Origin of the sequence: Seleniivibrio woodruffii (assembly GCF_029267515.1) — a bacterium.
Lineage (GTDB): Bacteria > Chrysiogenota > Deferribacteres > Deferribacterales > Geovibrionaceae > Seleniivibrio > Seleniivibrio woodruffii_A.
This window is the reverse complement of record NZ_JAJUIS010000002.1, coordinates 217,144-243,565: the sequence shown is the minus strand read 5'-3', so window position 1 is coordinate 243,565 and position 26,422 is coordinate 217,144. Positions and strand designations below refer to the sequence as shown.

The window sequence follows — 26,422 nt, the reverse complement described above, 5'->3', positions numbered from 1 at the left end:
CCCCTGACAGAGGGAATTGAAATATGTCGTTATCCGCTCAGATGAACATTGCAAACTGGCTTACAATATTCAGAATCGCCATGGTGCCCGTATTCATATGGCTGATGTATCTGGATACTTTCTGGAGCGATGTTATTGCAACCGTTCTTTACACAATAGCCGCAGCAACCGATTACGTAGATGGTTATATTGCAAGAAAATATAATCTTATTACTGATTTAGGAAAAATACTTGATCCAATAGCTGACAAAGTGCTCGTAACTGCCACTCTTGTCGTGTTTGTTGAACTTCACAGACTTGAAGCTGTTGTTGTTATCATCCTTATTACCCGCGACCTCGCCATAAACGCGCTGCGCAGCTTTGCTGCCAGTAAGGGGCAGGTTATCGCCGCGGGGATGGGCGGAAAGATAAAGACAGCTTTCCAGATGGTCGGCGTGGGCTGTATAATATTCAAAAATCCCCTGCTTGGGCTGGATATCCTCATGATTGGAAAGGCGCTTGTGTATCTTTCGGTCATACTTTCAATCCAGTCTGCATGGGTGTACTACAGGAACTTTATAAGATCCGAAAATGCGTAAACTATTCACCGCACAATGCGGGAGCTATCAGGACGATAGCCTTAATGAGCTGATAGACTTATACTTTGAATCTGAAAAAGACAGACTTGCCTCTGCGTCTGAAATTCTTCTGAAACCCAACCTTCTTTCCGCAACACCGCCTGAGCGGGCTGTTACTACACATCCCGATTTTGTGCGCGCAGTTATAGCCTCCCTGAAACGCTTTACTAACGCGCGTATTATGCTTGGCGACAGCCCCGGCGCGAATTTCGGTAAATACGAAAAGGTGCTGGATGTTACCGGTGTGGGCAGAGCGGCGGAAGAGGCCGGCGTGAAAATAGTCCGTGTGGAGAGCTATGCGCCCGTGCAGAGAGACGGATTTATGTATTCGTCGCTGGCGGACGAGGTTGATGTGATAATCAATCTGCCTAAAATAAAAACACATTCGCTCACAGGGCTGACACTCTCTGTCAAAAACCTCTTCGGGCTTATTCCTGGTACGGCGAAGGTGGGTTTTCATAGAAAATATCCTTCCGACACAGAGCTTGGTGCTAAGATATATCAATATTTTACACTACTGGGCGACAAAACGATGCACATTATCGACGGAATAATTGCTCACGAGGGCGATGGTCCTTCCCGCGGAACACCTGTTCCGCTCGGCATAGCCGCTGCCTGCTCGGATGCAGTGGGACTGGATATCGCTGTAACGCGTATGCTTGGGCTTAAAGACAGCTTCTGTATGACCACCGCCGAGGCGCTGCGTATGGGCTATGACCCTTCGTGGATAGATGTGCCTGAAACCGACGTTCCGATACTCAAAATTCCTCTGTCCCGAAAGATGCAGGTTCCTGTATTTATGAAAAAATTCGTTGCCGAACAGGTATATGTAAAGCCTGTGGTACTGAAAGATCCCTGCATAAAGTGTATGCTATGCAAAAATAGCTGTCCTGTTGACGCCATTTCTGTTGTAAATTCCTATCCTTTTATAGATAAAAGCAAATGTATTGAATGTTTCTGCTGCCACGAGGTCTGCGAGTCCGACGCTGTCGGTATGCAGAGGTCGTGGCTGCATAGAATGATGGTGAGATCATGATATTTACTGTTTTGACTGCCGCCGTTATCATAGCGGTTTGTTATGTCATCGGATCAATCCCCACCGCCTATCTGGTGGTGAAAAAGATCAAAGGTATCGATATCAGAACCGTGGGGAGCGGTAACGTCGGGGCGAGCAACGCCGCCCGCGTGCTTGGCAAATGGGGATTCATAGGTGTACTTTTTGTCGATATGATGAAAGGTTTTATCCCTGTTATGACGCTGAAATATTTTTACGGCGAAAGCTGGCTTGTGCTCATCGGTTCTGTGGCGCTTATTATCGGGCACAGCTTCACCTGTTTCCTGAAATTCAAAGGCGGGAAGGGGGTTGCAACGGGCGTAGGCGTATTCCTGGCTCTGGCTCCTTTTCAGCTTCTCATTGCGGCTTTCATATTCGGAATAATGCTTGCCGTGTTCCAGATGGTGTCCCTTGGTTCCGTGACTGCCGCCGCGTTTCTGGCTGTTATGGTGTGGTTCGGTTCAGAATGGAACCACCTGCGGTATATAACCGTTGTCATTGCCCTGCTGATAATCTGGCTCCACAGAGGAAATATAGCCAGAATTGTTCAGGGCGAGGAGAGAAAAGTTGGAAAAAGGACTTCTTAACCCCCTTGAAGTTATGCAGGAGTGTGTTCAGCTTGCACTTCTCGGAAAAGGGTACACAAAGACCAACCCATGCGTCGGCGCTATAGTCGCTAAAGAGAATAATATAATCTCCCGCGGCTGGCATATGGCATACGGAGAGGCGCACGCTGAAGTTAACGCCATAGACGGATGTGCGGAAAGTGTTGAGGGCGGAGACCTTTATGTCACCCTTGAACCCTGTTCCCATTTCGGAAAAACACCGCCTTGCGTTGAAAAGATAGTGCAGTCAGGTATAAAGAGGGTTTTCATAGGCGTTGTTGACCCCAATCCTGTGAATGCCGGAAAGGGTGTGGAATATCTGCGAAGGCACGGGGTGGAGGTTTTTATCGGATACATGGAGGAGCTTTGCGCCTCTATCATAGAAGATTTTTCAAAATTCATATACACAGGGATGCCTTACTATACGATTAAGCTGGCGCAGTCCCTTGACGGCAAGATAGCCTCCCGCACAGGCGATTCGAAGTGGATAACATCTCACTCTTCAAGAGCATACGCACACTATCTGCGGGCGGTATCCGATGCGGTTCTGGTTGGCGTTTCGACTGTTGAGCAGGACGACCCGGAACTTACCGTAAGGCTTATAAAATCCGACCGCGACCCTTATAAAATAGTGCTCGACCCCAACGGGCGGATGAGACTTGACCGCAAACTGGTACAAAATTCGAAAGACAAACTCATATATGTTACGTCTGATCGCAATAAAAATATTGATAAATATGAAAAATGTGGCATAGATGTATTATCAGTTCCTTTTGGCGATAACGGACTTGATCTTAATTATCTTTCTAAGAAGCTGATAGAACGTAAGATTCTTAATGTTATGATAGAGGGTGGCGGGAGAACAGCAGGTGCGTTTTTTGATGCCGGACTTGTGGACAAGGCAGATTTTGTCATAGCGCCTATGGTCATAGGCGGCGACAGAATGTCTGTCGGCGGAAACGGTGTTGAAACTGTTGCGCAGGCGCATAAATTAACAGGAGTGCAGACCAGAATGTTTGAAAGCGACATGCTCTATTCAGGAAAGGTCAGCGATTATACTAAACCTGTTCTTGAACTTACGGAAAAGATAAGGGGATGCAGCGGCTGCGGCTGCTCGTCGCACAGAGGATAAATGTTCACAGGTATCATTGAGGAGACCGGAAAGATAGTATCCATCGAACGCAGAGGCGATTTCGCCATTGTGACGGTTGGATGTAAAAAAGTGCTGGAAGGCTCGGCGGTGGGGGATTCCATAGCTGTCAACGGCACATGCCTTACTGTAACATCCATGTCCGGCGATACCTTCAGGGCGGACATATCCTATGAAACCCTTAAAAAGAGCGCTTTTGCATCGGCATCGAACGGCAGCAAGGTGAACCTTGAAAGGGCGCTGACCCTTAATACGCGTCTTGGCGGGCATCTTGTCAGCGGGCACGTTGATGCAACGGGCACGATAGAAAAACTGGAAAAAAAGAGCAATGCGTATATCCTGACAGTCAGGTATCCGCAGGAAATTGACAGATATATAGCAGAGAAGGGTTCTGTATGTGTGGACGGCATAAGCCTTACAACGGCTCGTGTGGGCGGGCTTACATTCGACGTTGCCGTTATTCCACATACATATGAAAACACAGCTCTGTCAGACAAAAAACAGGGTTCGGCTGTGAATCTGGAGGTTGATACAATCGCCAGATATCTGGAAAAACTGCTGAAAAAAGAGAAGAACGGCAGCGATTTTCTGGACAGCCTGAACAGCCTTATGGATTAAGGAGTTATTCATGAGCGAAATGAAAAAGGCACTCTGTACTGTTGAAGAGGCGCTTGAGGACATAAGAAACGGCAGGATGGTCATTCTGGTGGATGACGAGGACAGAGAGAACGAGGGCGACCTTGTTTTTGCCGCGGACTTCGTTACACCGGAGAAGATAAATTTCATGGCGAAATACGGGCGCGGGCTTATTTGTCTTGCCATGCCTTCGCAAAGATGCGACGAACTGGGGCTTGATCTTATGGTGCGCGAGGAACGTAACTCTGCCCGTTTCGGAACTGCTTTCACAGTATCCATTGAGGCAAAAGAGGGTGTTACGACAGGAATATCCGCACACGACAGGGCACAGACCGTGCGCGTTGCCAACGACCCGACAAAAGGTGCGCAGGATCTTGCCAGACCCGGACACATCTTCCCTCTGCGCGCAAGGGAGGGCGGGGTTCTCGTCCGCGCCGGACAGACAGAGGGTTCAGTTGACCTTGCCAGAATGGCAGGACTGAACAACCACGGAGCGGTTATCTGCGAGATTATGAACGACGACGGATCCATGGCGCGTATGCCGCAGCTTGTGGAGTTCGCCAAAGAACACAGTTTAAAGATACTCACCATCGCTGATATGATAAAATATAGAATGGACACCGAGCAGCTCATTCAGGAGACAACAACGGCTCATCTGCCAACTGAGTTCGGCGAGTTCAATATAACAGGCTTCAAAAGCCGCGTGGACGGTCAGGAGGCTGTCGTAATATGGAAGGGCGACCTTAAAACTTCCGATCCTGTTCTTATGCGGGTACATTCACAGTGTCTCACTGGAGATGTTTTCGGTTCCGAGCGCTGCGACTGCCGCGACCAGCTCCATACTGCCATGAAAATGGTGGAAGAAGAGGGCAGAGGCATGGTACTCTATCTTTTTCAGGAGGGCAGAGGCATCGGCATACTGAACAAGATAAACGCTTACCATCTTCAGGACGAGGGCATGGATACCATCCAGGCGAACATCGAACTCGGATTTGAAGAGGATATGCGCGATTACGGTTTCGGTGCTCAGATAATAAGACATATGGGAATCAGGCAGATAAGGCTGATAACCAACAACCCGAAAAAGATGCGCTGTCTCTCCGGTTACGGGCTTGAGGTTGTGGAGCGCGTCGGCATCACATGCGGAGTAAACCCTAACAACGAATATTACATGAAGACCAAAAAAGAGAAGATGGGACACCATCTGGACATATAGGAGAAAACGATGGAAGTTAAAACCGTACAGGGGATATACAGCGGCAAAGGAATGAAGTTTGCCATAGTTGCGGGCAGATTCAACGACTTCATATCAAAAAGCCTTATCGGCGGCGCTGTGGACGCTCTGGTGCGCCACGAAGCAGACGAAGAGGACGTTGTCGTTTATAAAGTACCCGGCGCGTTCGAAATTCCGCTTATGGCAAAAAAACTTGCCGCATCCGGTAAATATGATGCGATAATAACTCTCGGCGCAGTTATACGCGGTTCCACCCCCCACTTTGACTACGTTTCCGCAGAAGTATCAAAAGGCGTTGCGAAAGTGTCTCTGGACACAGGCGTTCCTGTTATCTTTGGTGTGCTTACGACAGATACCATTGAGCAGGCTGTTGAAAGAGCGGGAACAAAACACGGAAATAAGGGTGCAGAGGCTGCAATGTCCGCCCTTGAAATGGTCAATGTGCTGAAGCTGGTATAATGAAGAAACAATATAAAGAACGCACCAAAGGAAGAAGATACGCTTTTGAGATGATGTACAGATTCTCTGTCAACAATGACGAGAACCCAAAAGACATCTCCGACTCATACTGGAAATCAGTTGAAGAACTGAACGAGGATACAAAGGATTTTGCCTGCTCTCTGTTTCTCGGCGCATCCGCAGATGTGGATTCCAACGACGAGATAATTAAATCTTTCATCCGCGAGGACTGGAACTATGACCGCATGGGAGAGGTAGACAGAAGCATCCTGCGCGTTGCCGTATACGAACTTTTCGGCGGAAATGCACCGTTTTATGCTATCGTTAATGACTTCGTTACCCTTGCCAGAAAGTATTCCGACGAAAAATCCGCGTCTCTGGTGAACGGTATTCTGGAAAACATCAGAAAGAAGTATAACCTCGCGGAGGACAGGGTTGAGTCCTGATTTCCGCGTAACCAAGATAACTTACAGAGACCTCGATATCTTTCCCGTCATAGTTGACTATGATATGGAAGAGGGAAAGTGCAGAGGGATGAGCGCCCGCATTGATCTTTTCAGCTATGGTGCGCTCACCGCTGAAATCGAAAAGCTGAAAGGCGAAGGTCGCCGTTTTGCCATCGAAGAGGGCGTTATGATCCGTAAAAAAGGGCTGATATTCACCAGCGGATTCTTTCTGTTTGACTTTAACTATTTCATGCAAGATTCTGAAAAATTTGCAGAAAAAATAAACAGTCTTAATATGCCTCTTGTGTATATTGAAAACTCGGACAGGTTTGACCTAACTCCGCTTATCGGAGCCGGTGTTAAGTGCCGCATTGAGCTTCTGGAGTTTTAAATGCCGCATACCGTAAGAGTTAAATTCAATATACGCAAACAGGACGTACTGATAGTCAACAGCATTATAGATTCCCACGAGGGTATCGGGCTGGTGCGCACTGTGGACGCAAAAACAGGCGCAATGGTGGTTTATTCCACTGACGACCAGTACGAAACGGTTCTTCTCGTTCTGGAAGATCTGAAAAAGTACGGAATGGTCATTGAGAATATCCACACGGAAGCGAGCGAAAAAATAGATGAATGGTAACATTTCCGAAGCCGTTATCCGCAGGATACTGAAAAAACTTGCGTCGCACGGTGTTTATGCTGAGGCATTCGCAGAGAACACAGAGCGGCTGACGGCGGTTTTTGAGAACGGAAAACCGGACAGGCTGGAAAATACCCTTGAACAAGGGGTTTCGTTCCGTATCATAAACGACGGAAAAACCTTTTTCGGCTTCACCACTGAAACCGATGAAATGTCACTGCAGGACACTGCCGATGCGCTGATTTACAGCACTAGGAACGGCGGAATGGATATTTCATTCGGGAACCCCGTATCCGTGCGTAACTATGAAATACTCAGCAGACTGCCCGCAGAGAAAAAAATAGCTATAATATCTGAAATTGACATGGCGGCATCTGTTGACGACCGTATTATACAAAAAACTGCGAAATACATGGAGATAGTTCGCAACACGCGTATTATCAACAGTTTGGGTGAGGATATATCGCAGAGTCTGAATTACGTTACAGCTCATTCAATAGTTACTGCATCAGACGGCAAAGAGATGCAGACTGCTGTCGTTTCCGAAGGAGGCGCATTCGGAGCGGAAGAGGCGCGGAGCATGAATTTTGCGTCTATAGGCGAGCGCGCCGGTAAACTTGCAATGCAGAATCTCAGAGCTAAAAACGCTCCTGCCGGAATGATGCCCGTCGTGCTCGGTTCCAAGGCTGGCGGAACTATGGTTCATGAAGCTGTGGGGCACGGACTTGAGGCGGATCACGCTTGCAACGGAACCAGTGTTTTTGCAGGAAGAATGGGCAAAAGAGTTGCGTCGGAGCTGATAACCGTTATTGATGACGGCACACTGAAAGGGCGGCGCGGCAGTTTTTTATACGACGACGAGGGAACCTCTGCCGCCGAGAATGTTCTTATAGAGAACGGAGTTCTGAAAAGCTATATGTACGACAGGCTGTATGCCATGAAAGAGGGCGTTAAGCCAACCGGGAACGGGCGCAGGGAGAGCTTCCGCTACAGACCCATAGTCCGTATGACAAACACATACATAAAACCTGGCGATTCAAAGCCGGAAGATATAATTTCATCTGTCCGTAAAGGGCTTTATGTGGCGGATATGGGTGGAGGACAGGTGAACACCGTTACCGGTGATTTTGTTTTTGAGGTTACGGAAGGCTACCTCATCGAAAACGGAAAAATAGGCGACCCGGTTCGTAACGCCACACTCATCGGCAACGGACCGGATGTCATGACAAATATAGATATGGTGGGTTCAGACCTCGGTTTCGGCATAGGCGTATGCGGAAAAGAGTGGCAGAACGTACCTGTTACGGATGCACAGCCTACGCTGCGCATACCGGAAATCACAGTCGGAGGACGTTAGTGGAAATACCCGGCAGATACATGCTTACTGACATCATAAAAAGCAAAACAAAGGACGGCAAACCATACCTGCGCGCGATTATGTGCGACAGAGACGGAAACAGGCGCAACGGCATAATGTTTGAGAGCAACAAACTTGATTTTGACCCGCAAAACGGGGATATTGTCGATGCGGTTGGCATGATTCAGCAGTTTGGCGGACAGGATCAGCTCAAAATATCCACCATGACTGTTGTCAAAGATGCAGACCCGTCGGAATTTCTGCCGAAAAGAGGAATTAACAGCGAAGAGCTTATTCAGGAGCTTGAGCTTATCCTTCTGGAAAAGATAACCGACGAGCATCTTGCGGCTCTTGTGGACAGGTTTTTTAAAGATGCAGAAACACTTGACAGTTTTAAGAAAATGCCTGCGGCAAAATCCGTGCACCACGCATATGTTGGCGGGCTTCTTGAGCACACGCTTAGCATTGTGAGGCTCTCCGTGCTTGTGGGCGATTATTATAAAGACCTTGTGAACACCCAGCACCTCATCATGGGAGCGCTTTTTCACGATCTTGGCAAGGTAAAAGAGATGCAGGCTGGAACAGGGCTTGAATACACCGACAGCGGAAAACTTCTTGGGCATCTTCTGCTCGGCGTTGAGATGCTGAATAAATACGTTTCAGAGATAGAAGGTTTTCCGGAAGATCTGAAATATCTTATATCTCACCTTATTGTGAGCCACCACGGACTTTTGGAATACGGTTCACCTAAGAAACCAAAAACGCCTGAAGCGTTCATTCTGCACCATCTGGACGATATGGATGCAAAACTTAACACATTTTTCTCCATCTTTGAAAGGGATGGGGTTGAAAAAGGATGGAGCGGGTACGACAGGCTGCTTGAAAGGCAGCTTTTTAAACACAGCTGATTATTTCGGGAGGCTTTAAATGCTTGGCAAGTTCAGAGTGTTCGTTCAGCGTTCACTGATAACAGGGATTCTGGCAACTCTTCCGCTTATTATTACCTTTTGGGTTATTAAGTTTCTTTTCGACAAATTTTCCAGCTTTTTCCTGCCTTACCTGGGCATGATAACCAGATATATGGACATAGAACTGCATGTTTATGTGCAGAAGATAATTTCATTTATCATCATTCTGATTTTGCTGGTGCTGATAGGTGTTGCTGCGAAACATTATGTCGGTAAGGTTGCATTGCGCTTTCTGGAACGTATCGCGGATAAAATTCCGGTTGTGCGGAGCATATATTCATCTATACAACAGATAGTACATGCCGTGCAGACTGCTTCCGGAGGTAGCTTTCAGAAGGTTGTGATAGTGGAGTATCCAAGAAAAGGAATTTATACTATGGGACTTCTTGCCCGTGAAAGTTCTGAATTTCTTAATGAAATTACCGGAGAGGTTTGCTTGAATGTTTTTGTTCCTACAACTCCAAACCCTACATCCGGTTTTGTACTGATTGTTCCTAAAAGTGAAATTATTGATTCAGATATCTCTATTGACGATGGCATAAAATTCATAATTTCGGGCGGGCTTGTGGATACCAGCGTAAAGAAATCTTTACCTGAAACGGAAAGGAAACAGGATGTTTCTTAATCTTGCCCTTATCGGCAACCCTTTAAGCCATACTTTTTCTCCATTTATTCAGACCAGATTCCTGAAAAGTTCGGGACTTAACGGCGGTTTTTGCTGTTTTGAGACCGAAGGTGGTCAATCCCTTGCCGAAACCGTTGAAACTCTTAGAAAATATTCTTTCAGAGGGTTTAACGTTACCGTACCTCATAAGGAGGAGATACGCAGCCATCTCATATCCGAGGATGAGGTTGCTGCGGGTGTAGGCGCGGTTAATACTGTGCTGAACGACGGCGGACTGAAAGGGTTCAATACAGACGTGCACGGTTTTGAAATGATGCTGAAGGACGGCGTATGCGACATGAACGGCGCGGAAGTCCTTCTTCTTGGCTGCGGCGGTGCATCGAAAGCTGTGCTTTACTCCCTTAAAAGGAATAACGTGCGCCTGACCGTTGTAAACCGTGACACAGAGAGGGCTGAAACAACTTTAAAGGCAATGAACTTTGACAAGGTTTCCGTTCAGGATTATAATTTTATTAAGACTGACAGAAATTTTGACTACGTTATAAACGGTACCAGCATGGGACTTAAAGACGGTGTTTTCGCGGATATGTCCCGTGTGAGGTGTAAAAAAGCGGCTGTTGACCTGCAATATAAAAAAGGGCTTACCCCCTTTCTGAAAGAGATGTCGGGCTGCGGCTGCAAACTTATTGACGGGTTTCCGATGCTGGTTTATCAGGCGGCAAAGGCTTTTGAAATATGGACGGGTGTATATCCAGTATTCACAGTAGGGGAGATTGCCGGAGAGCTTGGTCTTTAGGAGGCGTATATGTCTTATAACTTGCAGGAACTGCTTACAAAGATGGTTGAAATGGACGCAAGCGACCTCCATATCACTGCGGGTGCTCCTCCTGCATTCCGTATCAACGGTGACCTCGTTAAGATGGATGGCGAGCCGCTGACACCTTCCGATACTAAGGCAATGTGCTACAGTATACTGAATGAATCGCAGAAAAAACGTTTTGAGGAGGATTGGGAGCTCGACCTTTCGTTCGGAATTAAGAATATGAGCAGATTCAGAGCAAACTTTTTTATGCAGCGTGGTGCAGTTGCTGCTGCGTTCCGTGTTATTCCGTATAAAATAAGGACTTTTGAACAGCTCAACCTGCCTTCTGTCGTTGCGTCTCTTTGCAACAAACCCAGAGGACTTGTTCTCGTTACGGGACCTACAGGCAGCGGTAAATCAAGTACTCTTGCAGCCATGATAGATAAGATAAACTCGGAACAGCCGGTTCATATAGTGACCATAGAAGACCCCATAGAGTTCGTGCACCCGCACAAGATGGCAACAGTGAACCAGAGAGAGCTGAACGCCGATACGAAATCATTCAAAACTGCTTTGAAATACCTTTTAAGACAGGATCCTGATGTGTGTCTCATCGGTGAGATGCGTGACATTGAGACCATCGAAGCGGCTCTGACAGTTGCGGAGACAGGACACCTTGCAATGGGTACCCTCCATACAAACAGTGCCGTTCAGACCATAAACAGGATAATCGACGTGTTTCCGTCACACGCACAGTCTCAGGTAAGGGCTCAGCTTTCGTTCGTGCTTGAGGGGATAATCTCTCAGCAGCTTGTACAAAAAGCTGACGGCAAGGGAAGGGTAATGGTGTGCGAGGTGCTCATCCCAACCTCTGCTATACGCAATCTGATACGCGAGGATAAGCTCCATCAGGTCTATTCCTCCATGCAGGCGGGACAGGGCGAACACGGTATGCAGACCATGAGCCAGTCGCTTATGGATAATTTCCGCAAAGGGTTTATAACCAAAGAAGAGGCAATAAACAGAGCTGTTTACCCGGAAGAGGTGAAGCAGTTGATGAAGCGCGAAGGCTTTATGTAGGAAGGCTGAAAAGTCAAAGCAGCTCTCTCTATTTTCCTCCCCGTCTCTGCGAGGAACGAAGTGATGCGGCAGTCTGAACGGTTCAGATCGCTTTACCCTTTCAGGCTTCGCGAAGACATATATGTTTCCGTTGCGTAATTAAAGCGAATGTTTTGAAATAAGAGCGCAAAACTCTTTGTCATCAGTCGTTGCCGTATTTCAGCCCTTTTTTTTCGGTTATTCTCTCTATTTCGGCAATAGCTTTATATATGTTAAAACGCGCAGTGTTCCTGCTGCTTTCGGCACGGGTGAGCATCACTCTGGCATCCAGCAGGTCAGTGTTTGTCGCAACTTTCTGCTTAAATCTGTTTTGTGTTATGCGGTAGTTCTCCGCGGCTGATTCGTGTTCGCTGTTCGCCGTTTCCAGGCTCACCTTGGCAAGTTTCAGATTTTCCAGCGCAGTTTTAAGCTGCAGATCCATTTGTGATTTGAGGTCAAATAATCCGTATGCCAGAGCTTTTTTAGCAGTTTCCTGCGCCATGATACTGTTTTTTCTGGTGAAACCATCAAATAGGTTCAGGTTGACAGACGCAGAGAGAAGTGTTTCTGAGTCGTATGTATAATCTCTTTCGGCGGGTGAAAGATCCTGACCGTATGAATAAAGCCCGGCGCCGACGTTAACCTTCGGCAGATATCCTGCTTTGACAGCCTTTTTTGAATAATCTGCGGATTCTATAAGACTCTGGGTATATTTTATTTCGCTGCGGTTGGCAAACATAGCTTTTTTCAGCTCGTTATAGTCTGCCGTATCTTCCGGAAGCTGAAACGTTTGAAAGACCTCATCATCAGAATAATTTGTGCCTGTAAGCTGTTCAAGGGAGAAAACCGATGTTTTGTAAACGCTTACGGCTGAAAGCTGTGTCTGTTTCGCGGATGCAAGCTCGGCTTCCACTTTCAGCACTTCGTTTTTTGCTACGTATCCAACGGAATAGGAGAGTTTCACGTCATTTAGCTGGTTTTCAAGCAGGGCCACCGCACGGTCTGCAACGGCGATATTCTCTTTTGCTTTGAGTATCTCTATGTACGCTTTTTTTACGGACAGAATGACGTCCTGTCTTATTGCCTCGCCGCTGAACTGCTGAGCTTCATACTGTTTCTCTGCCGCAAGATAGCCGTATTTGTCGGCACCTCCGTTGAAGAGATTATAACTGACTTCAAGACCTGCCTGCGAGAATTGTTCTTCGACATATCCGAACGCTTTTTCAGAGCTGTGCTTATATGCGTACCCGACGTCGGCTTTTGGGAAATAGCCGCTTTTCTGTGCCTGTGCCTGATGTTTTGCGGATTGCACAGTATATTCCTGTGAAATGATGGAATTGTTGTTATGGAATGCTTCGTTTATAGCCGAATCCAGCGTAGCTGCGGATGCGGAAACAGCAGACAGAAGAATAGTGCAGAGAATATATCTTTTCATATCAGCCTCAAGTTTCAAAGACTATATCATGTTCATTCAAAAGACGCAGTGATATTATCAGAGGCTAAACGCTTGTTCAACATATTTAAGTGCGGCTGAGCGCCGTACATTAATAGTTTTCTACAGCTTTAATGTTTCTTATGAGTGTTTTCAGCACATTTTTTGCCGTTTCATACTCTTCACCGGAGATATCTTTCAGGAAGTTCTCTGAATAGAAGTTTATGATCGGTTCAACTGGCACAAGAGCCTCTTTCCCTGCATCTGTAATGAAAACATGTGTAACCCTGCGGTCTTTGCGGTTTTTAACCTTTTTAACATATTTTTTCTTTACGAGACGATTGACAACGCCTGTTGTTGTGGGTTTGTCAAAGTAAAGCAGGTGTCCGAGTTCGGTCATGTTCAGACCATCCTGCTCGGAAAGGCGGATAAGAACCGCCCACTGTGCCGGAGTGAGGTCAAACTTGCGCAGTCTGCCTTCGAACTCCTGTCTTGCCAGTGTTGATGCTCTGTTGATCAGAAATGTGAGTGTATCGTCAAGTCCTAACATAGTGGCTACATTAGAGGGGTGTTTGGTTTTTGTCAACAGAATAGTTGTGTCAATAAAATAAATTTATACTATCTATTTTACTATTTGCACGGCAAACATTACGGTGGTTTTCAATATTCAATTGAAAACAGAACGTATTTTGTGTATTTTAATTGTTTCCTGCAATGGAAGGTGTTTATGAAAGATTGTAATGACGTAGGCGGAATGCAGTATCTCATTGATGATATGAAGGTGGGCGATACATGGCGCATCTTTAAAATTCTTGCCGAATTTGTTGAAGGATTTGAAAAACTTTCTGGGATTGATCCTGCTGTGACGGTTTTCGGCTCCGCAAGGGTTAAAGAGGGCGATGAGAAGTATGATCTTGCCAGAGAGATAGGCAGAAAACTGGCGGCAGAGGGTATCAGCGTTGTGACAGGCGGAGGTCCCGGTGTTATGGAGGCGGCGAACAGAGGCGCTTTCGAGGCGGGCGGTCAGTCCATCGGTCTTAATATAGAGCTTCCGTTCGAACAGAAAATCAATCCTTATGTAAAAAAGTCAGTGACTTTCGACTATTTTTTTGTAAGAAAGGTAATGCTGGTCAAATATGCCAACGCATTTATAATTCTCCCCGGCGGGTTCGGTACCATGGACGAGCTTTTCGAGGCGATAACCCTCATTCAGACCGGAAAGATAATCCCTTTTCCCATGATACTTGTGGGAACGGAGTATTGGGGCGGGCTGATAGACTGGCTGAAAAATACCATGCTGGAAAACGGATATATCAGAAAGCAGGATCTGCAGTACATCCAGCTTGTTGATACGCCCGAAGAAGTTATAACCATTGTAAGACAGTTTCTGGATACGAACAGGACGGTGTAGCATGAAATTATACGACCTGCACACACACACCACTTTCAGCGACGGAGCGCTTATCCCCGCCGAATCGGTACGCAGGGCAAAAACGGACGGCTATGGCGGCATGGCTCTTACAGACCATGCAGACGAGTCCAATTATTTGCTTATATTGGAGAATCAGCTCCGTTTCAAGGAACAGGTGAACGCGCAGAATGATGATTTCAAGGTCATTATCGGTCTTGAGCTGACTCACGTTACGCCTGACAAAATAGGAGAGCTGACTGTTAAGGCGCGCAAAGCCGGAGCGGATATAATAGTTGTCCACGGAGAGACCATTGTTGAACCTGTGGAGGAGGGTACAAACCTTGCCGCTGTTGAAGCCGGCGTGGATATACTTGCCCATCCCGGACTTATCACAGAAGATATCGTGAAAAAAGGTATTGAAAAGGGCGTTTATTTCGAGATATCCACCAGAAAAGGGCACAGTATAACCAACGGACACGTTGCCAAGACTGTTCTTGGACTGGGCGGCGAGCTTGTGATAAACAATGATTACCATGCACCCGGCGACAGAGTTAGCTTTGAACAGGCGAAAAGGATTCTGGCAGGTGCAGGGCTTACACCTGAACAAGTTGATAAAGTAATTAATAATAATAAAGTTCTTTTTGACAGAATTTACGGAGGAAGAAAGTGAGCAAGAGAAAACCTGTTATTGACATCGAAGAAGAGCCTATTGATCAGGTGGAGCATTTTTTAGCCAGAAACCTGAAAAAAATGGTTGTCGGCATTGTTGCCCTCCTTGTCCTGTTTGTAATCGGGTATACGTTCAACAAAATGAACAAATCCAAAGACTCCATGATGGTTAACAAAGTCGGGATGCTTGAGCTTACGGCTATGATGAACAACTATGAGGCAGCCAAGGTTGCAGACTACAGTAAATCCGCATCCGAATTTACTGATGCGGCAAACTATATCAATCTGCGTTCCGCACAGATGTATGTCCTCGGTAAGAACACCGCGGCTGCAAAAGAACTGCTCGCAAAATCCGATGGCGACCTGAAAGAGCTTGCAGACAGCCTTAAAGCCGATGTTGAAGGTCAGGGCGTCGATGCGAAAGCATATATCAATTCAGGCAAACTCCGCTCCGTATGGTATTACAGAGCTTGCCTTGCTGCTACAGGCGCTGAAAAAGACAAACTTATGAAAGAGTTTGAAACCGCATATCCCGAAAGCGAGCTTCTGAAACAGCTTAAAAGGTGGAACGGCTGATGAAGAAAGTTTTAAGCGGTAACGAAGCGTTTGCCCGCGCAGCATATGAGGCGGGCGTGGGTGTGGTCAGTTCATACCCCGGCACACCCAGCACAGAGATAACTGAGAACGTATCGCATTATAAAGAGATATACACGGAGTGGGCTACAAACGAAAAGGTCGGTCTGGAAGTGGCGATAGGCGCGAGCCTCGGCGGAAAAAGGGCGATGTCCTGCATGAAGCACGTCGGACTTAACGTTGCGGCGGATCCGCTCATGACCCTTTCATACACAGGCGTTAACGCAGGACTGGTTGTCATAGTCGCCGACGACCCCAATATGTACAGTTCCCAGAACGAGCAGGACAGCAGACATTTTGCACGCTTCGGCAAAGTACCAATGTTTGAACCCTGCGACAGTCAGGAAGCGAAACAGTTTACCAAAGACGGGTTTGCTCTGTCCGAGGAATACTGCACGCCCGTACTGGTGCGCTCCACAACGAGGATTTCCCACGTTCAGACCATTGTTGAACTTGAAGACAGGGTTGAGGCGCCCAAATTCGCTCCCGAAAATAATATCCCGAAATGGGTTATGATTCCTGCCAACGCAAGGAAGAGACACAGGTTTGTCGAAAACAGACTTGAACTTCTTACAGAGCTTGCCGAGGGTGAAAAATATAATAAAATAGCTATGAGAGACAAGAAGATAGGTGTTGTATGCTCAGGCGTTGCCTACACTTATGTGAGAGAGGCTGTGCCCGAAGCGTCAACCCTTAAACTTGATCTCGCATGGCCGCTGCCAATGAAAAAGATAGCAAAATTCGCCTCATCGGTAGATAAACTGTATGTGGTTGAAGAGCTTGATAAATTTTATGAAACAGAGATAAAAGCACAGGGAATTAAAGTTGAGCCCCTTAACAGGGACGTTTGCGGCGAACTTTCCGTTGATGCCGTGCGCGAACTTTTCGGGCTACCCCCCGTTGAAACGGACGTAGATACTACACTTCCTTTCCGTCCGCCCAACATGTGCCCGGGCTGTTCGCACAGAGGTGTCTTCTATGCCATCAGCAGACTGAAACTTTTTGTTACCGGAGATATAGGCTGCTATACTCTCGGACTTCTGCCGCCCCTACAGGCTATTAATACCACAGTCTGCATGGGTGCCAGCATCGGCATGGCGCACGGTCTGGACAAAGCTACAGATGATATGTCAAAAAAATCCGTTGCCGTTATAGGCGATTCGACCTTCCTGCACACAGGCATAAATTCGCTGGTGAATACCGTTTACAACCAGGGTCACTCCACTGTCATCATCCTTGACAACACCATCACAGGCATGACCGGACACCAGCCAAACGCAGGCTCCGGCAAGGATATACACGGCAACCCTATGCAAAAGATAGACTTTGCCGCAATCTGCAAGGCTGTGGGCGTTAAAGAGGAGAATATCCGCGTCATAGACCCGTTCGATATTGCAAACGCCATGGAGGTTCTGAAAGAGGAGACCTCTAAACCCGAACCCAGCGTCATCATTACCAATAAACCCTGCATATTCGCCGACAGAAGCGTGATAGAAGAACCTTATTTCATCCATGAGGACAAATGCAGCGGCTGCCGTGTATGTACAAAACTGGGCTGCCCCGCCATCGCATGGGACGCTTCAAAACGCGTCGCACTTATAGACGAAAACCTCTGCACCGGATGCCATCTCTGCATCAAGGTCTGCAAATTCGGCGCTATAGAGCAAAGGAGCAAATGATGAAACTGGACATACTCATGGTAGGCGTTGGCGGACAGGGTACCGTCCTTTCCAGCAACATCGTGTGTGATGTTGCTCTGGCGGCGGGATATGACGTTAAAAAGAGCGAGATTCACGGTATGGCGCAAAGGGGAGGCAGCGTTGTCACTCACATCCGCATAGGGGAAACCGTTGCTTCACCGACAATCCCACTCAAAAGTGCAGATATTGTAGTTTCATTTGAAAGAATGGAATTTTTGAGATATTCTGAGTATATTTCGGATAACACTACGCTTATTCTTAACACGCAGATGATTCTTCCTCCCTCTGTGGCGGACGGTGCCGCGGAATACCCGCAGAGCAAAGTAGATTCTGTAAAATCTAAGTTCAGCAAAGTGTACGAAGTTGATGCCATATCCAAGGCCATTGAGCTTGGCAATCAGAAAATTGCCGGTATGGTTGTTCTCGGAATACTCGCAAAATCGGTTCCTTTTGGTAAAGAGGAGTGGGAACAGGCTATTAAAGACCGTGTTCCACCCAAAACCATTGATTTGAACCTTGAAGCGTTTAATACCGGATACAATTTTTAATAAACTACTGACGGAGGTGTGGTGTGGAATATTCTGTGGGCAGTTTTGATCTGCATATACATTCCAGCCACAGCTCCGATGGTGTTCTCACCCCTGCACAGATACTCACAGTTGCGCGTACAAGGGGTATAAGCACGTTTTCCATTACCGACCACAACACCCTTACAGCCTGTAACGAGATGAAATGGAACAAGGGCAGATACGGTTCCGAAACCATGTTCATCAACGGTGTTGAGCTTTCAACATTCCACGGAGACAGAGAGATACACGTTTGCGCTTACGGGTTTAATGAGGGTTGCCACACGCTTATCGGCATACTGGAAACCTTTAAGCAGAACCGTGACCTTCAGACCCAAATGCGTGTGGAAAGACTTCAGGACATGGGTTTCACCATAGAATACGGTGAACTTATGAAAGCTGCCAACGGCAGAACAGCTTCCGGTGTTACTTTTCTGACAGTGCTCACGAAACATCCTGAAAACAGAGATGCGCTTTACGACTACCTTGAGGGTGAGAAATCCGTATCGCCTTTCACAAACTTTTATTTCGACTACTTTTTCAAGGACGGAAAGGCGTGGGTTGATGTGAGACTTTTGGACTATTACGAAACTGTTGAAAGATTGAAAGGCAAAGCCGTTCTCTGTATAGCCCATCCGGGGCTTTATAAGGACAGGAGCATAGAGGAGCTGATAACCGACGGTATCTCCGGTATTGAGGCGTACAGCACATATCATACCCCTGAGCAGGTGCAGAAGTATGTTGACGCAGCAAAAAAGCATAAGCTGCTGGTTACGGCGGGAAGCGATTTCCACGGCGACCGTATCAAACCGGGAATACACATCGGCGGTCACGGATGTACTGACTCGACTCTGATAGACAGCTTCATCGAAAGGGTGGTTGACCTGAAATACGGCTTCTATTTCATCTGAAAGCCCATACATCGGGCATTCTTGTAAGAAAGTGCTTGCTATTTAATCAGCCGTGTGCTAGAAACAAAATCAGGTGGGCATAGCCCGCCAATTTTTTTGTGTGGTATAAACTGCTATTCGGAGACAGATGAAGAACCCTGTTAGTAAAATAATTCTTGATAAGATACGACCTCAGATCGGATCTATCGTCCAAGGCAAAAACTGCGAACTTTTCGACATTACGCTCAGAAGCGAACCGGGCGGCAAAGTTCTTAGAATCACCATTGATAACGACACAGGAACGGGGATTGAAGACTGTTCCGAAATCAGTAAACTTATCTCTGCATATCTTGATACGGACGAATCTCTTATACCGTATGAAAACTATATGCTTGAGGTATCTACACCCGGACTTATGCGTCCGCTGCGCACAGAAAACGAGTTCAGTAGATTTATCGGAAGTAAGTGTAAGGTTGTTACTAAAACCAAAGATGAATCAGGCAGGTCCAATTATACCGGAGTTATCAGAAAAGCGGAAAACGGCGTTGTAGATCTGTTTGTTGAAAAAGAGAATAAGACTTTTAAACTGAACATAGAAAATATTTCCAAGGCCAATCTGGAGATTGAGTTTTAGGAGGACTAATGAGCAAGGAACTGACGAAAGTTGTCGATGAACTGGGCAGAGAGAAAGGAATATCCAGAGATATCCTCTGTGAAGCTCTCAGAGAATCCATTCTGGCTGCCGTTGCAAGAAAGATCGGCAAACTTCTTGAACCCGACGTTGAGGTTGATATAGACAGAGGCATCATAGACATTCTGCTCCCCAAAGAAGTCTGCGAAGGAGTAGACGACAAATGGACGGAAATCTATATTGACGATGCCCAGCAATATAAAGAAAACGCGCAGCTCGGCGACGTTATCATGGTTCCAACAACACTGGAGGAGCTTGGCAGACAGGCGGCACTTGTTGCGAAACAGAAACTTTTCGAAAAGATCCGAGAAGCTGAAAAACAGGTTGTCCTCGACCAGTTTCAGGACAGGGTCGGCGATGTTGTCAACGGTGTAGTTCTCAAAACTGACAGAGATAACCTTATCATAAATATAGGTAAAACAGAAGCTGTTCTTCCCAAGAGGGAGATGATAGGCGGCGACTTCTATAACAGAGGAGATTATGTCCGCGCGCTGCTTCTGGATATCAAAATAGTGAAAGGCTGGCCTCAGCTTATCCTTTCCAGAACGCATCCTCAGTTCCTTAAAAAACTGTTCGAAGTTGAGATACCCGAAGTTTACGAAGGTATTATCGACGTTAAAGCCGTTTCAAGAGAACCGGGAGACAGGGCAAAGGTTGCCGTTTACACCATGAACAGCAGTATTGACCCCGTAGGAGCATGTATCGGTCTTAAAGGTGTTCGTATCAATGCCATCAGCAACGAGCTCAGAGGCGAAAAGATAGACGTTATAGAATGGTCTCCGGATCCTATCAAATTCGTATGCAATGCAATTTCACCTGCTGACGTTGTGCTTACCAACGTGTTTGAAGATGAAGATACAATAGAGATTGTCGTTCCTGACGACCAGCTCTCACTTGCCATAGGTAAAAAAGGTCAGAACGTAAGACTCGCGGCGAAACTTACCGAATGGAGACTGGACGTTCTGAAAGAATCCGAATACGCTGAAATAAGAAAAGAGCGTATGCAGGATCAGGAACAGGAACTTAAAGAATTTTATGAAATATACAATCTTGAAAACCTTTCAGTGCTTTCCGCTGAGGAAGTTTCAAAACTTATAGAGGCTGGGCTTGATGATATAGAAAAACTGTCGAACGCCAGCCCTCATGAGGTTGCGGATGCCGTGAGCAAAGGTGAGGACGAAGCCGTTAATATAATCAATGCGGCAATAGATTTCCTTGCCAGCAAATTCGAAGATATGGATTCTGAGGAGAACGAAGAAAACTAAGATACTATGAAAAGGGTTATAAGAACCTGCGTGTCCTGCGGAGCAAAAAGAGAGAAATCGGAGCTTGTGCGCTATGTTTACTCTGAAAAACCCGAAGAAGACACAGATGGGAACAGACAAGGGCGTGGAGCCTATGTCTGCGATAATGAAAAGTGCAGGGATATCGGGCTGAAAAAGATGAAGCTGACAAGATCTTTGCTTTGCAACCAACTTAGACGTACCCGCTGAACAGGTGAAATTATATGTCTGGAATCAAACTGACTGATGTAGCTAAAAAACTTGGAAAAAATGAAGACGAGGTTCTCAACAACGTACAGGGAGCCGGACACAAGGTGGCTGAAGACGGAACCATCTCCGACGATGCTGTCAAGTCGCTGGGGCTTGACCCTAAGCTCATAAACCTTGACCGCAGACAGGAAATGCTTAAAAAAGCTATGGAACGCCATAAAAGACACCCGAAATCAAGAGAAATCAAGATGGGGTCTACAGAAAATGAAGCAGTCAGAAAGATTTCCAAACAAGAGCTTATCGATAGAAAGAAGAAACTTGAGAATACTATTCGTACTGTTGATGAAATAAGAGTAACAACCAGAGAAGAAGTTGTTTCCGCTCCGGTTGAAGAGAAAACGGCGGCTCCCCATCAGGTTCCGTCGGCAGAAGAGATTAAGCCTATGAAAACAGAAACTCCTGCTCAGGAAACTGCAAAACCGGCAGATCAGTCTGCACCCGCGGAACAGCCTGCTAAACAGGAACAGCCTCAGGCACCTGCACAGCAGCAGCGTCCCCAAAGAGAGGAACGCCCGTATGAAAACCGTCCGCAGGGTGACCGTCCCCATTACAACCGCGAGGGCGGCGACAGACCTCAGTATAACAGAGATAACCGCCAGCAGGGCGACCGTCCCCAATATAACCGCGAGGGCGGAGACAGACCTCAGTACAACAGGGACAACCGCCAGCAGGGCGACCGTCCCCAGTATAACCGTGAAGGCGGAGACAGACCCCAGTACAACAGGGACAACCGTCCGCAGGGTGACCGTCCCCAGTATAACCGTGAAGGCGGTGACAGACCTCAGTATAACAGAGATAACCGCCCGCAGGGTGACAGACCTCAATACAACAGGGACAACCGTCAGTATGGCGACAGACCTCAATACAACCGTGAAGGCGGCGACAGACCTCAGTACAACAGAGATAACCGTCCGCAGGGTGATCGTCCCCAGTATAATCGCGAAGGCGGCGACAGACCTCAGTATAACAGAGATAACCGCCCGCAAGGTGACAGACCTCAATACAACAGAGATAACCGTCCGCAGGGCGACAGACCGCCCTATAACCGTGACGGCAGACCTCCCTATCAGGGCGGCGACCGTCCGCCTTATAACCGTGACGGCAGACCCCAGGGCGACAGACCCCAAGGTGATCGTCCTCCCTATAACCGTGACGGCAGACCACCTTATCAGGGTGGTGACAGACCGCCTTACCGTCCGCAGGGCGGTGGTGCAGGAAGACCGCAGATGGAGGAAAAATCCATAGCGGAACTGGCTGAAAAGAAAAAAGTTATCCGTGAAAAACCTAAGACAGAGACAGTTGAAACTAAAAAAGTTAAAGCAAAAACTGTAGTAGGAAAAAAGGAAAAGAATATACATAAGGGTGTGGACGAAGGTATCGAGCTTTTCGAGCTTGAACAGCAGATACTCTCTTCCGACGGAACCCCTGTTGTGGAAGTCGAAAAGGAAGTCGAAGAGGCTCCCAAAGAGAAAAGAAACGACAACAGGAACGTACGCAAGCCCTTTAAAAAACAGAAAGGCAGAAAAGAGGAGAAACAGGAACCTGTTATTGTGCGCCCGTCAAGCGTTCAGATAGGCGAGAACGTTGTTGTCTCCGAGTTTGCCAAACTCATAGGCGTTAAAGCAACCGAGGTTATCAAAAAACTTATCGGGCTGGGCGTAATGGCAAGCGTGAATCAGGCTATTGACGGCGATACGGCAACTCTGCTTGCCGCAGAGTACGGTATAGATGTTAAGGTGAAATTCCTTACGGAAGACGACCTTATTCCTAAACACGAGGACAAGGACGAAGACCTTGTTCCCAGACCGCCCATCGTTACCGTTATGGGTCACGTTGACCACGGTAAAACGTCGCTGCTGGACAGAATACGTCTTACAGCCGTTGCCGAGGGTGAAGCCGGCGGTATCACACAGCACATCGGTGCTTATGAAGTGAAACTTGACCACGGAACAATAACCTTCCTTGATACACCCGGTCACGAGGCGTTCACAACCCTCCGTGCAAGAGGTGCAAGCGTTACGGATATTGTTATCCTTGTTGTTGCGGCTGACGACGGCGTTATGCCCCAGACAAAAGAGGCTATCGACCACGCGAAAGCGGCTGGCGTTAAGCTGATTGTCGCAATCAACAAGATAGATAAAGAGAACGCCAACCCTGACATGGTGCGCAACCAGCTCTCCGAATACGGAGTTATCTCCGAGGACTGGGGCGGCGATACTCAGTTTCAGGAAATTTCCGCAAAGCAGAACATCAACGTTGACGCGTTGCTTGAAAGAGTTCTTCTTGAAGCGGAACTCCTTGAACTTAAAGGCAACCCCCATGCTCCGGCAGAGGGTATCGTAATTGAGTCCAAGCTGGATAAACAGAAGGGACCAGTAGCGACCGTTCTTATCAACAGAGGTACGCTGACCAGAGGCGACAACTTTGTCGTCGGTACGGAATCCGGTAAGGTAAGGGCGATGTTCAACTATAAAGGAGCCGCAATCAAGGAAGCGGGGCTTTCCGTTCCCGTTGAGATAATGGGCTTCTCCGGCGTTCCTGAATCTGGTGACAGGTTCATCGTTACAGCCGATGAAAAAACAGCTAAGGCTATCGCTGAGTTCAGAACTGATGAGAAACGTAAAAACACTCTGGCAGAGAAATCTGCTGTCAGCCTTGCTGATATCTTCAATAAGATTAAAGAGGGCAAGCTGAAAGAGCTTAACATAGTTCTCAAAGCTGATGTTCAGGGTTCACTGGAAGCTCTGAAATCCTCTCTGATAAAACTTTCCAACCCCGAAGTGAAGATAAATATCATTTCAAGCGGTGTGGGCGGTATCTCAGAGAACGATATCATTCTCGCTACAGCGTCCAGCGCCATTATCATAGGTTTCAACGTACGCCCCGGACAGCAGGCGAAAGCCAAAGCGGAACAGGAGGGCGTTGAGCTTAACCTTTACTCCGTTATCTATCAGGCGATTGATGACGTTAAACAGGCGATGGAAGGTATGCTTGACCCGTCCCGCAAAGAAGAGGTTCTCGGACGTGCGGAAGTTCGTCAGGTATTCTCTGTGCCGAAAATCGGTAAGATTGCAGGCTCATACGTTACAGAGGGCAAGGTTGCAAGAAACGCCAGTGTCAGAGTCATCCGTGACTCCATCGTTATCTACGACGGCAAACTCCACTCTCTGAAACGTTTCAAAGACGATGCAAAAGAGGTTGCTCAGGGTTACGAGTGCGGTATCGGCGTTGAAAAATACAATGATATTAAAGAAGGCGACGTTTTCGAGTTCTATATTATGGTTGAAGAGAAGAGAACTCTTGAGGACGTCCGCAGAGACTCGGAAGCAAAAGAGAAGGAAGAGAATAAATAAGTTTTTCAGGTTTGAGATTGCCGCGTCAGCCTGAAGGCTTCCTCGCAATGACAGCAGCTTGCGTCTTTGCGAGGAAGAATATGTGACGAAGATATCTTATATATCAGCCGGAGAACAAATAAGTTCTTGACCTTTTAAGTATAATATACGATAGTTAATGTTCCGCACCGTTTTTCGGTGCGGAACGCAGTTTTGCCGACCGTTGATACGGTTTCCGCTCATGATGGGGCGGTTGCTGTGCAATCGGAGATTGAGCAGGAGATATTTTGGTGAGAGACAGAAGAGTGGCGGAGCTTTTACGCGCCGAGATTGCAAACGTGATCCTTATCGGGGTCAAAGACCCGAAAGTTAAAGATGTTGTTATCACGGGCGTTGAAATTTCCAAAGACCTGTCCAGTGCCAAAGTATTTTTCAGCACTTATAATAAAAGTGCAAAAGAAGGGATTGAAAAAGGGCTTAACCGCTCCGCAGGCTTCATTAAGCACTGCATCATTAAAAACCTTACCATCAAAAAGGTTCCCGACCTCCGCTTCATTTATGATGACTCATCCGATTACGGTCAGAAGATTGACGACGTTTTGAAAACCATCAATCATGAGCAGTAATGGATGGCGTTGTAAATATCTATAAAGAAAAAGGTATTTCATCATTCGCAGTTGTCAGGGCTGCCCGCAGGATTTTTAACACAAAAAAATGCGGTCACACCGGCACTCTCGACCCTCTGGCGGAAGGTGTTCTTCCCGTCTGTCTGGGTTATGCCACCAAACTTGCAGATTACATGATGGCTCTCGACAAAGAATACGTAGCTCAGTTCCGTCTTGGCGAAGCGAGAGACAGTTACGACACCGACGGTGATATAACCGCGGAAAACCGCGATATCAAACCGTCAAAAGAGGAAGTCGAGGCTGTTCTGAAAACCTTCATAGGCGATGTTGAACTCACTGTTCCGGCTTATTCCGCCGTCAAAATTAACGGTGTAAGAGCTTATGATCTTGCCAGAAAGGGCGAGATTGAGGATGCAGGCAGCCGCGTGATGTTCATAACGGACATTGAACTTATGGAATACAGCTATCCGGACGGGCTTTTTCGCATGAAATGCAGAAAAGGCACATACGTCAGAAGTGTTATCCACGAAGCGGGGCTGAAACTAGGCTGTTACGGGGTTATGAGCGGACTAATCCGCACGGTGAACGGTAAGTTCACCCAGTCAACAGCTTTCAGACTCGGAGATCTTGAAAACATGAAGGAAGAGGGCAGGCTCGAAGAGGCTGTCATTCCAGTGGATAAAGCTCTTGGCTGGGAAAAGGCGATAATAAGGGACGAGGCGGTTAAACTGGTTAAAAACGGAGTATCCGTCAAAAGACATAATTATCTCAGTTTGCCAGACGTTGACGGGGGTCACGTTTTTCTTACGGACAGAAACGGCGAACTGCTGGCATTTGCAGAAAAAAGCGAATTTACTGATCAGCCTTTCATAATTGTGAAATTACTGGTCTGACAGACTGGATATAATAAAATAATTTTGCTAATATTTAGCTTATCATGGAGGTAATTTACAATGGTAATGACCAAAGAACGCAAGGAAGAGATTATCGCAGGGAACAAAACCCACGAATCCGATACAGGCTCTCCCGAAGTACAGATTGCACTTCTGACAGAAAGAATTTCTTATCTGACAGAACATTTTAAAACTAACCCCAAAGACCACCACTCAAGAAGAGGTCTTCTTCTTCTCGTAGGTCAGCGTAGAAAACTTCTCGACTATGTTAAGAAGAAAGACTACCTGAGATACCGCAGAATCATCGAAGCTCTCGGAATCAGGAAGTAACACTA

Annotated in this window: 30 protein-coding genes; 28 read left to right on the top strand and 2 right to left on the bottom strand. The window is 47.0% G+C overall.

The genetic code is table 11. The features are described 5' to 3' along the window. Positions 1–23 precede the first annotated feature (23 nt). Genes pgsA through Q7P67_RS03725 form a run of 15 tightly spaced genes read left to right on the top strand, consistent with a single transcriptional unit; the run spans position 24 to position 11,673 of the window. Positions 24–578 (top strand): CDP-diacylglycerol--glycerol-3-phosphate 3-phosphatidyltransferase, encoded by a 555-nt coding sequence (gene pgsA, locus Q7P67_RS03795; protein ID WP_303850565.1) that lies wholly within the window; start codon positions 24–26, stop codon positions 576–578. Further along, positions 571–1,653: a DUF362 domain-containing protein gene (locus tag Q7P67_RS03790; RefSeq protein ID WP_303850564.1), complete on the top strand. Its 1,083-nt coding sequence runs from the start codon at positions 571–573 to the stop codon at positions 1,651–1,653. The genes pgsA and Q7P67_RS03790 overlap by 8 nt, the downstream gene beginning before the upstream one ends. Beyond that, positions 1,650–2,258, top strand: coding sequence for a glycerol-3-phosphate 1-O-acyltransferase PlsY (gene plsY, locus Q7P67_RS03785; protein ID WP_303850563.1), 609 nt, complete (start codon positions 1,650–1,652; stop codon positions 2,256–2,258). Before Q7P67_RS03790 ends, plsY begins: the two co-directional genes overlap by 4 nt. Next, on the top strand, positions 2,239–3,408 hold the full coding sequence (gene ribD, locus Q7P67_RS03780; protein WP_303850562.1) for a bifunctional diaminohydroxyphosphoribosylaminopyrimidine deaminase/5-amino-6-(5-phosphoribosylamino)uracil reductase RibD: 1,170 nt from the start codon (positions 2,239–2,241) through the stop codon (positions 3,406–3,408). The genes plsY and ribD overlap by 20 nt, the downstream gene beginning before the upstream one ends. Next, complete coding sequence (locus Q7P67_RS03775; RefSeq protein WP_303850561.1) at positions 3,409–4,044, top strand: riboflavin synthase; 636 nt, start codon at positions 3,409–3,411, stop codon at positions 4,042–4,044. A gap of 19 nt (positions 4,045–4,063) precedes the next feature. Further along, positions 4,064–5,278, top strand: coding sequence for a bifunctional 3,4-dihydroxy-2-butanone-4-phosphate synthase/GTP cyclohydrolase II (locus Q7P67_RS03770; protein ID WP_369695992.1), 1,215 nt, complete (start codon positions 4,064–4,066; stop codon positions 5,276–5,278). 9 nt (positions 5,279–5,287) lie between these two features. Further along, the gene (gene ribE, locus Q7P67_RS03765) at positions 5,288–5,755 is read left to right on the top strand and encodes a 6,7-dimethyl-8-ribityllumazine synthase (protein ID WP_303850559.1); all 468 of its coding nucleotides are present in this window, start codon (positions 5,288–5,290) and stop codon (positions 5,753–5,755) included. Then, positions 5,755–6,201 (top strand): transcription antitermination factor NusB, encoded by a 447-nt coding sequence (nusB, locus tag Q7P67_RS03760; RefSeq protein ID WP_303850558.1) that lies wholly within the window; start codon positions 5,755–5,757, stop codon positions 6,199–6,201. Before ribE ends, nusB begins: the two co-directional genes overlap by 1 nt. Beyond that, positions 6,191–6,592 (top strand): hypothetical protein, encoded by a 402-nt coding sequence (locus Q7P67_RS03755; protein WP_303850557.1) that lies wholly within the window; start codon positions 6,191–6,193, stop codon positions 6,590–6,592. Before nusB ends, Q7P67_RS03755 begins: the two co-directional genes overlap by 11 nt. Beyond that, positions 6,593–6,841 carry a DUF4911 domain-containing protein gene (locus tag Q7P67_RS03750; RefSeq protein ID WP_303850556.1) on the top strand — a complete coding sequence of 83 codons (249 nt, stop codon included), beginning with the start codon at positions 6,593–6,595 and terminating at the stop codon, positions 6,839–6,841. It begins immediately after the preceding gene. Continuing rightward, the gene (locus Q7P67_RS03745) at positions 6,831–8,198 is read left to right on the top strand and encodes a TldD/PmbA family protein (protein WP_303850555.1); all 1,368 of its coding nucleotides are present in this window, start codon (positions 6,831–6,833) and stop codon (positions 8,196–8,198) included. Before Q7P67_RS03750 ends, Q7P67_RS03745 begins: the two co-directional genes overlap by 11 nt. Continuing rightward, complete coding sequence (locus Q7P67_RS03740) at positions 8,198–9,106, top strand: 3'-5' exoribonuclease YhaM family protein (protein WP_303850554.1); 909 nt, start codon at positions 8,198–8,200, stop codon at positions 9,104–9,106. The genes Q7P67_RS03745 and Q7P67_RS03740 overlap by 1 nt, the downstream gene beginning before the upstream one ends. Positions 9,107–9,125: 19 nt before the next feature. Beyond that, positions 9,126–9,791 carry a DUF502 domain-containing protein gene (locus Q7P67_RS03735; RefSeq protein WP_303850553.1) on the top strand — a complete coding sequence of 222 codons (666 nt, stop codon included), beginning with the start codon at positions 9,126–9,128 and terminating at the stop codon, positions 9,789–9,791. Continuing rightward, positions 9,781–10,587, top strand: a complete 807-nt coding sequence (gene aroE / locus Q7P67_RS03730) for a shikimate dehydrogenase (RefSeq protein ID WP_303850551.1) — start codon at positions 9,781–9,783, stop codon at positions 10,585–10,587. The genes Q7P67_RS03735 and aroE overlap by 11 nt, the downstream gene beginning before the upstream one ends. Before the next feature lie 9 nt (positions 10,588–10,596). Then, the gene (locus tag Q7P67_RS03725; RefSeq protein ID WP_303850550.1) at positions 10,597–11,673 is read left to right on the top strand and encodes a type IV pilus twitching motility protein PilT; all 1,077 of its coding nucleotides are present in this window, start codon (positions 10,597–10,599) and stop codon (positions 11,671–11,673) included. 181 nt (positions 11,674–11,854) lie between these two features. Here Q7P67_RS03725 and Q7P67_RS03720 read toward each other — a convergent pair whose 3' ends face one another. Together Q7P67_RS03720 and Q7P67_RS03715 are read right to left on the bottom strand one after the other, a co-directional pair. Further along, positions 11,855–13,126: a TolC family protein gene (locus Q7P67_RS03720; protein WP_303850549.1), complete on the bottom strand. Its 1,272-nt coding sequence runs from the start codon at positions 13,124–13,126 to the stop codon at positions 11,855–11,857. Between the two features lie 109 nt (positions 13,127–13,235). Then, positions 13,236–13,673, bottom strand: a complete 438-nt coding sequence (locus Q7P67_RS03715; protein ID WP_303850548.1) for a MarR family winged helix-turn-helix transcriptional regulator — start codon at positions 13,671–13,673, stop codon at positions 13,236–13,238. Positions 13,674–13,850: 177 nt separating this feature from the next. On the opposite strand from Q7P67_RS03715, the gene Q7P67_RS03710 reads away from it, so the two are divergent. From Q7P67_RS03710 to rpsO, 13 genes are all read left to right on the top strand, one after another. Continuing rightward, the gene (locus Q7P67_RS03710) at positions 13,851–14,534 is read left to right on the top strand and encodes a TIGR00730 family Rossman fold protein (RefSeq protein ID WP_303850547.1); all 684 of its coding nucleotides are present in this window, start codon (positions 13,851–13,853) and stop codon (positions 14,532–14,534) included. A 1-nt stretch (position 14,535) separates the two neighbouring features. Next, a complete protein-coding gene (locus Q7P67_RS03705; protein WP_303850546.1) occupies positions 14,536–15,204 on the top strand; it encodes a histidinol phosphate phosphatase domain-containing protein in 669 nt (222 codons plus the stop codon). Then, a complete protein-coding gene (locus Q7P67_RS03700; RefSeq protein WP_303850545.1) occupies positions 15,201–15,779 on the top strand; it encodes a hypothetical protein in 579 nt (192 codons plus the stop codon). Before Q7P67_RS03705 ends, Q7P67_RS03700 begins: the two co-directional genes overlap by 4 nt. Further along, complete coding sequence (iorA, locus tag Q7P67_RS03695) at positions 15,779–17,515, top strand: indolepyruvate ferredoxin oxidoreductase subunit alpha (protein ID WP_303850544.1); 1,737 nt, start codon at positions 15,779–15,781, stop codon at positions 17,513–17,515. The genes Q7P67_RS03700 and iorA overlap by 1 nt, the downstream gene beginning before the upstream one ends. Continuing rightward, complete coding sequence (locus Q7P67_RS03690; RefSeq protein ID WP_303850543.1) at positions 17,512–18,084, top strand: indolepyruvate oxidoreductase subunit beta; 573 nt, start codon at positions 17,512–17,514, stop codon at positions 18,082–18,084. The genes iorA and Q7P67_RS03690 overlap by 4 nt, the downstream gene beginning before the upstream one ends. A 23-nt stretch (positions 18,085–18,107) precedes the next feature. Then, on the top strand, positions 18,108–19,013 hold the full coding sequence (locus Q7P67_RS03685; RefSeq protein ID WP_303850542.1) for a PHP domain-containing protein: 906 nt from the start codon (positions 18,108–18,110) through the stop codon (positions 19,011–19,013). A 127-nt stretch (positions 19,014–19,140) separates the two neighbouring features. Then, entirely contained in the window at positions 19,141–19,626 is a 486-nt protein-coding gene (rimP, locus tag Q7P67_RS03680; protein ID WP_303850541.1) for a ribosome maturation factor RimP, read from the top strand. A gap of 8 nt (positions 19,627–19,634) precedes the next feature. Next, positions 19,635–20,948, top strand: coding sequence for a transcription termination factor NusA (nusA, locus tag Q7P67_RS03675; protein ID WP_303850540.1), 1,314 nt, complete (start codon positions 19,635–19,637; stop codon positions 20,946–20,948). A 6-nt stretch (positions 20,949–20,954) separates the two neighbouring features. Continuing rightward, positions 20,955–21,176: a YlxR family protein gene (locus Q7P67_RS03670; protein ID WP_303850539.1), complete on the top strand. Its 222-nt coding sequence runs from the start codon at positions 20,955–20,957 to the stop codon at positions 21,174–21,176. Between the two features lie 14 nt (positions 21,177–21,190). Further along, a complete protein-coding gene (infB, locus tag Q7P67_RS03665) occupies positions 21,191–24,589 on the top strand; it encodes a translation initiation factor IF-2 (RefSeq protein ID WP_303850538.1) in 3,399 nt (1,132 codons plus the stop codon). A 269-nt stretch (positions 24,590–24,858) separates the two neighbouring features. Further along, complete coding sequence (gene rbfA, locus Q7P67_RS03660) at positions 24,859–25,194, top strand: 30S ribosome-binding factor RbfA (protein ID WP_303850537.1); 336 nt, start codon at positions 24,859–24,861, stop codon at positions 25,192–25,194. Further along, a complete protein-coding gene (gene truB / locus Q7P67_RS03655; protein WP_303850535.1) occupies positions 25,194–26,087 on the top strand; it encodes a tRNA pseudouridine(55) synthase TruB in 894 nt (297 codons plus the stop codon). The genes rbfA and truB overlap by 1 nt, the downstream gene beginning before the upstream one ends. Before the next feature lie 60 nt (positions 26,088–26,147). Next, entirely contained in the window at positions 26,148–26,417 is a 270-nt protein-coding gene (gene rpsO, locus Q7P67_RS03650; protein WP_303850533.1) for a 30S ribosomal protein S15, read from the top strand. Positions 26,418–26,422: the final 5 nt, after the last annotated feature.